At 35.4% G+C, this 13098-nt stretch carries 15 protein-coding genes; 2 read left to right on the forward strand and 13 right to left on the reverse strand.

The genetic code is table 11. The annotated features are described in order from the left end of the window. The first annotated feature begins 17 nt into the window (after positions 1-17). The gene (locus OD90_RS10510) at positions 18-257 is read left to right on the forward strand and encodes a PepSY domain-containing protein (protein ID WP_144669125.1); all 240 of its coding nucleotides are present in this window, start codon (positions 18-20) and stop codon (positions 255-257) included. A 52-nt stretch (positions 258-309) separates the two neighbouring features. Here OD90_RS10510 and OD90_RS10515 read toward each other — a convergent pair whose 3' ends face one another. The 4 genes from OD90_RS10515 to OD90_RS10530 form a co-directional block, all read right to left on the reverse strand. Beyond that, complete coding sequence (locus tag OD90_RS10515; protein WP_144669126.1) at positions 310-1080, reverse strand: helix-turn-helix transcriptional regulator; 771 nt, start codon at positions 1078-1080, stop codon at positions 310-312. A gap of 98 nt (positions 1081-1178) precedes the next feature. Further along, on the reverse strand, positions 1179-2063 hold the full coding sequence (fabD, locus tag OD90_RS10520) for an ACP S-malonyltransferase (protein ID WP_144669127.1): 885 nt from the start codon (positions 2061-2063) through the stop codon (positions 1179-1181). A 91-nt stretch (positions 2064-2154) separates the two neighbouring features. Next, entirely contained in the window at positions 2155-2640 is a 486-nt protein-coding gene (locus tag OD90_RS10525; RefSeq protein WP_144669128.1) for a dihydrofolate reductase, read from the reverse strand. Further along, on the reverse strand, positions 2637-3086 hold the full coding sequence (locus OD90_RS10530; protein ID WP_144669129.1) for a 2TM domain-containing protein: 450 nt from the start codon (positions 3084-3086) through the stop codon (positions 2637-2639). The genes OD90_RS10525 and OD90_RS10530 overlap by 4 nt, the downstream gene beginning before the upstream one ends. Positions 3087-3168: 82 nt before the next feature. Here OD90_RS10530 and OD90_RS10535 point away from each other — a divergent pair, with 82 nt between their 5' ends. Continuing rightward, a complete protein-coding gene (locus OD90_RS10535; RefSeq protein WP_144669130.1) occupies positions 3169-4248 on the forward strand; it encodes an aminotransferase class V-fold PLP-dependent enzyme in 1080 nt (359 codons plus the stop codon). A 23-nt stretch (positions 4249-4271) separates the two neighbouring features. Here the strand turns inward: OD90_RS10535 and OD90_RS10540 are convergent, their stop codons facing one another. From OD90_RS10540 to OD90_RS10580, 9 genes are all read right to left on the reverse strand, one after another. Then, positions 4272-4553, reverse strand: a complete 282-nt coding sequence (locus OD90_RS10540) for a DUF427 domain-containing protein (RefSeq protein ID WP_144669131.1) — start codon at positions 4551-4553, stop codon at positions 4272-4274. A 50-nt stretch (positions 4554-4603) separates the two neighbouring features. Beyond that, complete coding sequence (locus OD90_RS10545; protein ID WP_144669132.1) at positions 4604-5572, reverse strand: L-histidine N(alpha)-methyltransferase; 969 nt, start codon at positions 5570-5572, stop codon at positions 4604-4606. A gap of 28 nt (positions 5573-5600) precedes the next feature. Beyond that, positions 5601-6770: an ergothioneine biosynthesis protein EgtB gene (gene egtB / locus OD90_RS10550; protein ID WP_144669133.1), complete on the reverse strand. Its 1170-nt coding sequence runs from the start codon at positions 6768-6770 to the stop codon at positions 5601-5603. A 240-nt stretch (positions 6771-7010) separates the two neighbouring features. Next, positions 7011-7418: an energy transducer TonB gene (locus OD90_RS10555; RefSeq protein ID WP_144669134.1), complete on the reverse strand. Its 408-nt coding sequence runs from the start codon at positions 7416-7418 to the stop codon at positions 7011-7013. A gap of 38 nt (positions 7419-7456) precedes the next feature. Then, positions 7457-8281, reverse strand: coding sequence for a thymidylate synthase (locus OD90_RS10560; protein ID WP_144669135.1), 825 nt, complete (start codon positions 8279-8281; stop codon positions 7457-7459). A gap of 127 nt (positions 8282-8408) precedes the next feature. Beyond that, positions 8409-9683 (reverse strand): carboxypeptidase-like regulatory domain-containing protein, encoded by a 1275-nt coding sequence (locus OD90_RS10565; RefSeq protein ID WP_144669136.1) that lies wholly within the window; start codon positions 9681-9683, stop codon positions 8409-8411. Between the two features lie 210 nt (positions 9684-9893). After that, positions 9894-11330, reverse strand: coding sequence for a NupC/NupG family nucleoside CNT transporter (locus OD90_RS10570; RefSeq protein ID WP_261374498.1), 1437 nt, complete (start codon positions 11328-11330; stop codon positions 9894-9896). Continuing rightward, the gene (locus OD90_RS10575; RefSeq protein WP_144669137.1) at positions 11308-11922 is read right to left on the reverse strand and encodes a bifunctional nuclease family protein; all 615 of its coding nucleotides are present in this window, start codon (positions 11920-11922) and stop codon (positions 11308-11310) included. Before OD90_RS10575 ends, OD90_RS10570 begins: the two co-directional genes overlap by 23 nt. 163 nt (positions 11923-12085) lie before the next feature. Then, positions 12086-13048: an electron transfer flavoprotein subunit alpha/FixB family protein gene (locus OD90_RS10580; RefSeq protein WP_144669138.1), complete on the reverse strand. Its 963-nt coding sequence runs from the start codon at positions 13046-13048 to the stop codon at positions 12086-12088. Positions 13049-13098 lie beyond the last annotated feature (50 nt).

Consider the following 13098-nt stretch of genomic DNA (forward strand, 5'->3'; position numbering starts at 1 on the left):
CAATAAATTTAAAAATTATGAAAACTCTGAAAATAGCAGTTGTAGCACTAGGTGTTGCAGCAATCTCACTTTCTTCTTGTAAAGAGAAAAAAACCGAAACTGAAACTTTGATCGAAGAGGCAAAAGAAAATGGCGCTGATATCAAAGAAAAAAACACAGATGACGGCTACAAATTAAAAGTCGAAGACGCCAATGGCGACGAGACAAAAATTAAAGTAGACGAAAACGGTGAAGTAAAAGTAAAAACTGACGATTAATCTGAAGTTTTTATAAATTTAAAAGAGTCAATACGAAAGTATTGACTCTTTTTTATGCTTTAAATTTTGTCATTTGTGCTTTTAAATCCTCCATAGATTGCTGGAGTTCTTTTAGTAAATTATTACTACTATTTTCATCTAAGCTAAAGGTCAACTTACTGTTAACTTGCCATATTTCTTGTATATTACTTACTTCAACCTCATAGGGAGCATATTCCTTGTTTATTGAAATAAGTAAAACTCGTGATGTATCTGGAAGCTTTTGTAGTTTCTTTATCACTACAGCATCCTGCATCACAATCACATAAACTTTATTGTCGCTAGCACTTTCTAATCCTTCTACGCCCTTTGCTAGTACCCAGTCTTCTGGTCTAAAATTGGGTAACATACTATCTCCTTCTACTTGAAAACCTCGGTAGGTTGCATTGCGATACTGTGGCAATGGTAAATCAAATGCGGGTAATTTTTGATACCACTCGACATCTGCAATATTGTTAGGGTAACCTGCGGCTGCTTTTTGATTAACTAACACCATATTTTCTTGATCGTCTTTATCTACTACAACGACTTTAGGACTTACGTCTCCTTTGTCAGTATTAAGGTGTTTTTGATTACTATATCCATAAATCCATAATGGATTGATCTGAAATAATCGGAGCAATTCTGTGATTACTTGACCAGAGAGTTTTGTACGACCACGTTCAATATCTGCTGTTGAGTTCTTTATTCCTAATTGCTCTGCAAATTCTGCTTGAGTAAAATCGTGATCTTCACGTACTTCTTTAAATCTTCTTATTTCTGAAGGTAAATCATTTATGCCCATAAGGTAAATATAAGTAAATTAGGAATATTTCCAATATGTCATTTAAATTATTCAAAAAAAAAAATCTCGGATACCGAGATTTTTTTTATAATTTTTTTCTATTCAGGAAGCTGTGCACTGCCTGCTGTAGCACTACGGTCAATTTTCTTAACAAGACCTTGTAAAACACGTCCGGGACCCACTTCAATAAATTCTGTCGCTCCATCTGCAATCATTTGTTGTATTGTTTGCGTCCATTTTACAGGAGCTGTCAATTGTGCGATGAGATTTTTTTGAATTTCACTTGCACTTGTAACGGCTTTAGCGGATACGTTTTGATAAATAGGACATATAGGGTCCTTAAAGATCGTTTGCTCAATAGCTTTTTCTAATTCTTCTCTTGCTGGCTCCATCATGGGAGAGTGAAAACCACCACCTACAGGAAGTACTAAAGCTCTCTTTGCTCCGCGCTCTTTCATAGTGGCGCAAGCAGCATTTATCGCATTTACCTCACCAGAAATTACTAATTGCCCAGGGCAATTGTAATTTGCAGCTACCACAATACCATCGGTTCCTTCACAGACTTCTTCCACAACCGAATCTTCTAGCGCAAGTACAGCTGCCATTGTTGATGGTTGTAATTCGCAAGCTTTTTGCATTGCTTGTGCTCTTTTACTTACTAGTAAAAGAGCGTCTTCAAATGAGAGCGCACCACAAGCTACCAAAGCAGAAAATTCACCTAAGGAATGTCCTGCAACCATCGCTGGGTCAAAATTTTCAAGAACAGCTTGAAGCGCTACTGAGTGTATAAATATGGCGGGTTGTGTCACCTTAGTTTCTTTAAGATCTTCGGCCGAACCTTCAAACATGGTTTCAGTGATATTAAACCCTAGAATGTCGTTTGCTTTGAGAAATAAGTCTTGAGCTACTGGATACTTTTCAAAAATATCCAGTCCCATTCCTGTAAACTGAGCTCCTTGACCTGGAAATATATATGCTTTCATAATAGTTAGTTTCAGTTGTAAAAATACAAATTGTATGTTGGAGATTCCGCTTTCGCGAAAGCGGAATTAACATTCTTAAATTCAATTTAAGCTACCTAACTTTCTTATAAGTCTCGTAGGTAAAACTATAGTTATGATTATCGTCTTTTTTGTGATGATGGTTCTCTATTAATTCCCATTTATCTTTGTCAATCACAGGAAAAAAAGCATCTGCATTAAAATGACCGTGAACACGTGTTAATTCTATATGAGTAGCATAGGTCAAGCCCAGTTTATAAATCTCTCCACCACCTATAATAAAAGTATGATCGTCGTCTTTACTATACGTAAGCGCATCCTCTATATTATGTACAACTATTGCATTTTCTGCATTATAATTTGATTTTCTAGTAATTATAATGTGAGTGCGGTTAGGTAGGGGGCGAGGAAAAGATTCCCAAGTTTTACGACCCATTATTATGTGATGACCCGTTGTGAGTTTTTTAAATCTTTTAAAATCATCGGGTAAATGCCATACGAGATCACCATCTTTCCCCAATTCGTTACCTTCTCCTGCCGCAGCAATCATTGTAATCATAGGGGAGTATTTTGATCTGTAAGTGGAAGATTCGGGTCTTTTAAAGATGGCTTTTTTTTTTCAGGGAGAGGCATTTTTTGTTGTATGGCCTCGTCTAACTCTGCAATTTTTAATTTTTGCTTAGTAACAAGTTTATCAAGTTGTTCTTTCTCCCATTCTTTATTCATAAAGCTACTCATAAATACGACATTTATTATGTGTACAAGAAAAAAGAAAGACCATAAGAGAATAGCCCAGACAAACCAGTCAATATTTAGGATTTTAAATTCTTTTCCTATGCCTAGGGCAAGGTTGAGAACAATTAATACGATTGCTCCAGCTAGAAATAAAACAAAGTGACGATAGAGTTTCTTTTTTTGTTTAATACGAGCCTGTGCATTCTCTATAAGTTCTCTTTGCTCTGGATCTATAGAAGAAGTGTTGGTTTTTTTTGAGAATAATGACATAATATGCGACCTTTAGTGGTGAAAGCTTGATAAGCTTTTGCTATATAAAATTACTATTTTACTAAGCAACAATAGAAGGCTTATGAAAAATTTTGCAAAACTATTTCCCATACTGGATCAATATACATATCTCAATACTGCGGCATCCGGTTTATTGCCACTTCCCGTAATGGAATGGCGTAGGCAGCATGATGCAGATTTTTTAGAAAAAGGAAGCATTCTCAAAGAAAATCAGGGCACTATTTTGTCTGAGGTTCGAGAAAAAGTAGGTAGGTTATTTTCTTGTGCATCAAATAGAGTAGCCCTGGTACCTAATTTTTCTTACGGTTTTAATACGTTGTTAGAAGGAGTTATACATTATAAAAATGTTTTGCTGCTAGATGGGGATTATCCATCTGTGAACTGGCCTTTTGAGAGCAGGGACTTTGGGATTAATTATGTTTCTATAGATGCAGATCTTGAGAATAGAATTGAAGACGCTTTTTCAAAATCCCAGCCTGATATTTTTGCATTTTCATTAGTTCAGTGGGTATCAGGGATAAAAGTGAATCATCAGTTTCTAAAAGATCTTAAAGCTAAGTATCCATCTACTTTGTTTCTTGCTGATGCAACGCAATATGTAGGCACTGAGGTCTTCGATTTTGACAACTCTGGTATAGATGTTATAGGAGCCAGTTGCTATAAATGGATGAATGCAGGTTATGGCAATGCCTTTTTTTTATTTAAAGAAGTGATTGCACAGCAAGTAGCTCCAAAAACAACAGGATTTAACTCTTTTCAGGGAAAATACAAGCCACAAGAAGGAAATTTCATAGGCCGTTTTGAGCCAGGACATCAGGACACATTAAATTATGGAAGTTTAGGAGTGGCTATAGATTTAATTAATGATATAGGAATGGACGTTATTCAATCAAACTTACAAAGTATACATCATAAAGTAAGTATTGCTTTTAAAGATAGAGGTTTATTAGAGGCTGATGTTGCAAACCGTATGGATCATGGGTGTTTTTACAATATTTCTGGAGATGAACATCTTTTGAAGTCTTTGCGTAGCAATAACATCATTGCTTCGTTACGCGGAGATGGTTTAAGGACAAGTTTTCATTATTTTAATACAGAGCGCGATTTAGAAGAATTGCTACACTATTTGGATAGACAATAAAAATGTAGTAGACCTGCTGTAATCTATTCTATGATAGAAACTCCTTTCCAGAAAGCCACTCTATTTTCTATATTTTTTGCTTTGTTTTTGGTATTTGGGTAAAACCATGCTGCATCAGTATTTTCTTTACCGTTGACTGATATTGAATAATAGGAGGCCTCACCTTTCCACGGACAAGTGGATTTCTGTCTGCTAGGTTTAAAAAACTCTTTTTTAAGGGTATTATGAGGGAAATAATGGTTGTTTTCTACAACAATGGTATCCTCGCTTTCCGCAATGACTTGGTTATTCCAGATAGCTTTCATATTTGATATTTTTTAAGGTGTTTCATTTTTGCTTTCGCGAAAGCAGAACCCTATCTTTTTGTAAATACATAGTTTTTGTAATATGAATTTTTATCTGTGAATTGATCAATAATTTGAAGTCCAGATTCTCCTGACAACCACTCGACGATAGTATCATCATATTTTTGGCTTATTTCTGTATGGATTGATTCCCAAGGTGTAAAATGAATCGTCAGGCCTAGAGAATTGATTGAAACAGATTGCTCTTTTGTACTTACTAAATAGCTTTTTGCAGTTCCAGATTCTGGATTGTAAACTTCCCAATGTTTGAAAGAATCTACGTCAAAATTTGCATCCATTTCATCATTGATACGGTGGAGTAAATTTTTATTGAATGCTGCTGTTATTCCTTCTGGGTCATTGTAGGCATCAAGAATAGTTTGTGGGTTTTTCTTTTGATCAAAGCCCATAAAGAGCAGATCTTTTTGACTCATTGCTTCTTGAATATTAGTCAAAAAATCTATGGCTTGAGGGTGTAAAAGATTTCCAATGTTAGATCCTAAAACCATAATCACTTTTTTACGACTATTATAATCTGCTACACTTTCTAGAACGTCAAAATACGAACCTTGCTGTGGTTTAATGTCTACTTTAGGAAGCTCCTCCTGTACACTTTTCTCCAGACCTTCTAGTACATTATGGCTTATATCAATAGGTAGATAGCAAAAATCATCATCCCGAGAAACGAGGTGTCTTAGTAATATTTTTGTTTTTTTACCGTCACCTGCTCCTAGTTCAATTAGGTCAAATCCAGAGGGGCTTGTAAAAGCCTCAGAGATAGCCTCCTTGTGTGTTTCTAAAATTTCAAACTCGGCGCCCGTAAGATAGTAGGAGGGCATTTCCATTATATCTTGAAAGAGTTTATCTCCTTTTTTATCATAAATATATTTTGAAGAAAGATATTTTGGAAAAGAACTAAGACCTTCTGCAGTGTCTTTTTCAAAATTAGAAGCGTATGTTATTTTTCTTTTAGTCGTCATAGACTTTAGCTTAACTGATAATATTGTATTACTTTTTCACAAGGCGAAGTCCAGTAAATTGCCACCTCAAGCTTGTTTGAAAAAAATTGCGGTAAGTGTGTCGTGTATGTTTATTGGGTGTGGCAACAGATCCTCCTCTTAGCACTTTTTGGTTAACCATAAACTTACCATTATATTCTCCTAACGCTCCTGGTGCTTTAGTGTAATTTGGGTAGGGTAGGTAAGCACTTTCTGTCCACTCCCATCTATCACCCCAATTAAAATGTTTATTTGCAATTTCCCACTCAAACTCTGTAGGTAAACGCATTTCCTTCCACTCTGCATAAGCAAATGCTTCAAAATAAGAGATATGAGATACAGAAGCCTTTAAGTCAATTCTCTCAAGAGCATTATCTAAAGTGTATTGATACCACTCACCATTGACTTTATGCCAATACATAGGTGCAGTAATAGCATTATTCTGAACCCAATCCCATCCCTCTGCATGCCAAAGAAGGGTTGATGTGTAACCACCAGCATCTATAAAATCGATCCATTCACCGTTAGTAACGAGTCGTGTAGATATTTCAAAATTTTGAATATAGACTTTATGTCTACTTAGCTCATTGTCATAACAAAAGCCTGCAGTTGCATGTCCTATATCATAAACTCCTTCCTTGATATTAATAAATGCGGGTGTAGAAGTTTTTTCGCTTTCGCGAAAGAGTATATCTCCCTCATATTTTGGCATTAAAGGGTTGTTCCCTAAAATATATTTAATGTCTGTAATGAGTAATTCTTGATGTTGTTTTTCGTGGTGGATGCCTATGGTGAGTAATTTTTTTACTTGTTCTGTTATTGGTTCTTCTAGTAGTTCCTCTATAGATTGCGTAACATAATCTCTATAGGAATATACTTGTGCTACTGTGGGTCTTGAGAGATTACCACGATCTGTGCGAACCACTCTTTTTCCTACGCTCTCGTAGTAACTATTAAACACAAAAGCAAAATCATCACTAAATAATTTATAACCTTGCTTGTGAGGTTTGAGAATAAACTCTTCAAAAAACCAAGTTGTATGACCTAAATGCCACTTAGGTGGAGAAACGTCAACTACAGGTTGGACTACATAATCTTCTACTTCAAGGGGTTTACAAATTTGCTCAGAATAAGCTCTAGTTTCACTAAAAAAATTAACTATTGTTTGTGTGGTGCTCATAGAGATATTTTAAGAAATTGGGTAAGGTTGTAGGAGCCAAGATCTTTATTTCTAAAATTACGAGTTTTTTAGAGAGATGGTTTAATTAATAACATAATTTTAAGTGGATGTAATTTAATAGGACACGTTACGGATGATAGTGGGTTACAATAAAACTAAAAAACTCCGCAAAGCGGAGTTTTAAAATTGAATACTTAATGAAGTGGTTTTAACCACTTATGAAATTGATTTACAATTTTTTTAAAATTGAAATGGTAATTCAAGTTTGCTTTCTTTTTTGGTTCCTCCCATATGACCTGGTTTTAATGTGGGAATGGTCATAACCGCATCACGTACTGCAACTTGCATTCCTGAGGTTCCGCCAGTAATCTTGTTAATGACGGGTTTACCTTCTTTACTAATTACCATATCAACAATCACCCTGGATCCGGATTTGTGATCATTAGAGAATTTCATATTTTTTACTACATGAGTAGCAAGTTTTTGTCTTAAGCAGTTGCTTTTTTGATTAATTGATCCTGTACAACCTGGCCATGTAGGAGGCACTTCTTCAATTTTTAATACGGTAGAGCGTTTCATCGTTACACCTTCTTGAGCCATAAGGGTCGCTCCTGCGAATAAAAATAAAAATAAAAATAAGTTCTTCATTAGTTTAATTGGGTTTGATTTGGGGATTACTAAATTATTTAAACGGCGACAGCACCTTTAATATGCGGATGTGGGTCATAATTTTCTAAAGTAAAGTCGTCAAAAGTAAAGTCAAAGATATTTTTTACCTCTGGATTTATTTTTAAAGTAGGTAATGTACGAAAATCCCTTGATAATTGAAGTTCAACTTGTTCTAGGTGATTACTATATATATGTGCATCCCCAAAGGTGTGAATAAAATCTCCTGCTTCGTAACCACAGACTTGAGCCATCATCATTGTGAACAGAGCGTAACTAGCGATGTTAAATGGTACTCCTAGAAAAATATCTGCACTGCGTTGGTATAACTGGCAGCTTAATTTTCCATCTGCTACATAAAATTGAAAAAAGGCATGACAAGGAGGAAGTGCTGCCTTTCCATTTGCTACGTTAGTTGAAAAAGATTCTTTAGTATCAGGTAAAACAGACGGGTTCCAAGCACTTACCAGCATACGTCTGCTATTTGGATTTGTTTTTAATGTTTCTACAATATCAGAAATTTGGTCAATTTCATCACCATTCCAGTTCCGCCATTGGTACCCATAAACGGGACCTAGATCTCCGTTTTCATCTGCCCATTCATTCCAGATCCTAACGCCGTTTTTTTGGAGATAATTAATATTTGTATCTCCTTGTAAAAACCATAGGAGTTCGTAAATAATAGATTTAAGGTGTAATTTTTTCGTGGTCACCATTGGGAACCCTTTAGATAAATCAAAACGCATTTGATACCCAAATACACTCTTGGTACCAGTTCCTGTTCGATCTCCTTTTTGATTACCATTTTCTAAAACGTGCTTTATAAGATCGTGGTATTGTTTCATTGTTTCAATAATATTATTTCAGTGAGTTCAAATATTAGTTTTAGAATCTGAGCTAATTTTATGCAAAATAAAGACACCTTCTGTTTTTAACAACAAAAGGTGTCTTGTGTTATAAAAAAGTTATACACTAGTTAGAACTCAGTGATGCTCTAAAATCATCATCTTTTTCGAGCTTACGTTGAATTTTTTTTATGGCAGTTTCAATAGATTTCTCAGGCTCTATGACATTAAATTCACCCCAAAAATCTGGGTCCTTAAATCCTATTCGTTCATTTGCCATAATGATAGATGGTTTAATAACTCTTCCTTTAAGAAGTTCTTCATTAGGTAAAATACGCCAGTCCGTAATTGCCATCTCGCAAGACAGAGTGTATATGGATTTGAATAGTTTACGTGGTTTTTTTACTTCAAAAGATAAGTTTGCTTTACTGTAGCCGTAATACCACTTCCCATCTTTTTCCCTATAATCAACTATATACGAGATGTCTCTTGCTTTCACGCGAACATCACTTGGTTTCTTTTTTACAAACATTTTATTCACCTCAGAGCTATTTTTGAGATCAAGGCTAAATGTAGCTTTCTGCAAAGCAAGATCGTCTGTACTTATAAAAAGTTCGCCTTTATAAAGTGGCGTTATAACATTCGGGTTTGGTTTAAAAGCAACAATCAACACATCTCTACCATTGAGGTTCGTAGTATTATTGAATGAGAAATCATAGGCACCCATAGCCTCTGGTGTAAAAATATACTCTGGATACTTCATAAGGTCAACATATAGTGTACTAAATGGACCTCCTTGCAATTTTAAAGTGATGGTATCTAGTTTACTATAATCAGTATCTTTTCTTGATTTTATAAGGCTAACCTTGTCATCTTTATTACTCGAATAGGGTTGCTTTTCTATAGAAACAACAGCCTCAGCAAGAGATGCATTTTTTCTCCTACTTTTTATCGTCTCTCGATAAAAGGCCATCATTTTCACCTTCTCTTGACTATAATTTATTCTTTTTTTGTCAAAAACTTTTGAGACAAGATCTTGAGCACTTTTGTAAGCGATAACCTCCACCTCATTAAGGCTTATCTCACTTGGCGTCATTTTGATTTTTAGTTTTTCAGATGGATCTATGACATCAATTATTAGATCTTTGTACCCAACAGCTTTTACCATCAGTGACGGTAATGTAGCCTGTTCAGGAAATTTGATAACAAAATCCCCTTCGCTATTAGTGATTGTACTTGTATTTGTGTTTTCTATTGTAATAGTAGCTCCTATTAATATGTCTTTAGAATCTTTGTCTTTTACAGAACCTTCTAAATTGATGAATTTTGTTTGAGCAATTAATGTTATAGGAAATACACATAAGATTAATAGCAAACGATGAGGAAGTATTGACGTTTTCATAACTATAATTTTTTTGAAGGGACGTAGGGAGACCTTAATGAACTTTTGAAAGTAAGAATTTTTTTTGAATACTTCACTAACATCACTGTTAATATTGTAATGATTGTCAATTAGTTGCCTTCAAAAAACACAGCTTGGTTTCACGAGGTGTAGAATTTACAATAGATTAAGTACAGGTGTATGTTTTTTCTAAGATGGCATGAAATAAATCTAGCCAATAAGCATCCCTGCGATGGTTGCTGTAAGAAGTGCTGCTACTGTACCGCCTATTAAAGCTTTGATACCAAAGACAGCAAGTGTCCCACGCTGTCCAGGCGCTAATACACCTATGCCTCCTATCTGTATACCAATAGAGGCAAAATTTGCAAACCCACAAAGTGCGTAAGTTGCAATGACTATAGATCTATAATTTGTAATAACTCCGCTAGCCTTTAGGGTGCTTAGGGAGCCATATGCATAAAACTCATTCAGTATTGTTTTTTCTCCTAAAAGTTGACCTACTGTGGTTATATCTTCGCTAGGTACGCCTATAAGCCAAGCTACAGGAGCAAAGACATTCCCTAAAATAAATTCCATAGATAGGTCATCATATCTACCATCTGTAACACTAGCAATGAGTCCGTTTAAGCCAGTAATATCACCTATTAAATCCCCAAGAAGCCAGTTAATAACACCCATAAGAGCAGTGAATACTAGTAGCATCGCTCCTACATTTACAGCTAGTTTTAAACCATCTGTTGTCCCTCTTGAAATTGCATCAAGAATATTAGAACCCACTTTTTCTTTTGAAATATCCAAAGTTCTGCTTACTTCTTCTGTTTCTGGGTATAGCATTTTTGCAATGATAATCGCTGCAGGAGCAGACATAATAGAGGCTGTAAGTAAATGCTTTGCAAAAATGGCCTGCTCTGCAATATTATCTCCTCCTAAAAATGCTATAAACGCTGCAAGTACGCCACCAGCGATGGTCGCCATACCGCCTACCATTAAACATAGCATTTCTGATTTTGACATACTTTCTAAATAGGGCTTAACCACCAAAGGGGCTTCTGTTTGACCTATGAAAACATTTGCAGCCGCAGCTAAGCTCTCTGCTCCAGAGAGTTGCATTGTTTTACTCATCACCCAAGCAAGACCTTTTACAATTATTTGGAGTATACCTAGATAATACAAAAGTGAAGTAAATGCAGAAAAGAAAACAATGGTAGGTAATACTTTAAAAGCAAAAATATATCCCATACTTGCAGAAGGATCTACTAATTTTCCGAAAACGAATAATGCTCCTTGTTCTGCGATATTTAAAAACTCAACTACTTTTGTTGAGATGTAATCGAAACCAGCAGCTACAAAATTTACTTTAAGAACCAATATGGCAAACAATAACTGCAAACCTAAACCTGTGAGTACAAGTCTCCAATTAATCTTTTTTCTGTTACTACTTAAGGCAAAACAAACACCCATTAAAAACAACATTCCTAATATACCCCGCCCTATACTATTAGCAGAAAGTCCAAGACTCACATCTGGATCAAGAGCAATACGGTTTGTGGAGTCTTGCGCAATAGCACTTAGTGATGTAAATACAAAAAGCACTAGTAATAAAAATTTACGCATAGAAATGGGGTTAGTTACGTTTTGAGATTTCATCTCTAATTTTTGCAGCAGCTTCGTAATCTTCATTATTAACCGCCTGTTCGAGTTCATTGTTAAGTTCTTGAAGAGACATGCGTTTATAGTCTCCAGCCTCATTTGAGGAGTCCTCCTCAAGAAGAATTTCATCCATCAAAACCTCGTCGTTGTCTGTAAATTCTTCAGGATTAGTATTTCCCTTAAGAAATATACCAGCTTTATCTAGAATATTCTTATAAGTGAATATAGGTGCTTGGAAGCGTAAAGCTAATGAGATAGCATCACTAGTACGTGCATCAATAATTTCTTCTATTTTATCTCTTTCACAAATAATACTAGAGTAAAACACACCATCAACTAATTTATGAATAATAACCTGTTTAATGATAATGTCAAAACGATCTGCAAAGTTTTTAAACAAATCATGTGTGAGGGGTCTAGGTGGTTTGATTTCTTTTTCTAAGGCAATAGCTATTGATTGTGCCTCAAAAGCACCTATAACAATGGGTAATTTACGTTCACCATCTTGCTCCGTAAGAATAAGGGCATAGGCACCATTTTGTGTTTGGCTGTAGGATATTCCTTTAATATTTAAACGCACTAAACTCATAAGTTGCAAAAATAGTAAAAAGCGTTAACAACTTGTTAAGTTAATTTGTTAAGGTAGTTACTTATAGTTGTCTTTTTTGAGAGTTTTATAATTCATTTAAATAAAAAATGAGCTAAAATATTTCTATTTAGCTCATTTTTAGATTTATAAACAAGAATGTATTCTAATTGTTTGCTGCCTTGAAAGCTTTAAGTTTTTCATTAAGTTGAGGTACAATTTCAAAAGCATCACCTACCATTCCATAATCTGCGGCTTTAAAGAAAGGAGCCTCAGGATCATTATTAATTACCACTTTTATTTTAGAAGCATTAATTCCTGCAAGATGCTGTATTGCTCCAGAAATACCGATAGCAATATACAAATTAGCAGCTACTGGCTTTCCAGTTTGACCTACGTGCTCTCCGTGTGGTCTCCACCCAAGGTCAGATACAGGTTTAGAACAAGCAGTTGCAGCGCCTAGTATGTCCGCCATTTCCTCTATCATCCCCCAATTTTCAGGCCCTTTAAGTCCGCGACCTGCAGATACTACAACCTCTGCATCTGCAATAGATACCTTATCTGTGGCTTTATCTACAGATTGTACGGTTACTCCTAGGTCACCTACCTCTGGATTAAACTCTTCTGTAGTAGCAGCGCCTGTACTTTCTTTAAGACCGTATGCATTTTTACCTAATCCTACTATTTTTATCGCTGTAGTAATCTCGGTATTATTAAAGGCTTTATTTGTAAAAGCAGTACGCTTTACTTTAAAAGGAGCAACACTTTCTGGAAGCGCGACTACATTAGACGCATAGCCTGCTTCAAGCTCGATGGACAATAGGGGGGCAAGATACTTTGCGTTTGCGCTCTGGCTTACAACTACTACTTTTGCATCCTCTGCTTTTGCTGCCTGTGCAATACTTTTTGCATAAGCTGCGGCATTAAACGCAGTAAGACTATCATTTTTGATGTTTAAAACTTTTTCTACGCCGTAATTACCTAAGGCAGATGCGTCACCTCCATTTACAGCAACTGCAGTAACAGATGTCCCCATCATATCTGCAATTCCTTTTGCATAGCTAGCTACTTCAAAAGCTGTTTTTTTGAAGTCTCCATTTTCTGATTCTGTATATACTAAAACTGACATATATTAATTTTTATAATTAAGAAATAAGAGCTTCATACTTATTGAGTTCC

It is taken from the genome of Dokdonia sp. Hel_I_53, assembly GCF_007827465.1.
In the GTDB taxonomy this organism is placed as follows: Bacteria; Bacteroidota; Bacteroidia; order Flavobacteriales; family Flavobacteriaceae; genus Dokdonia.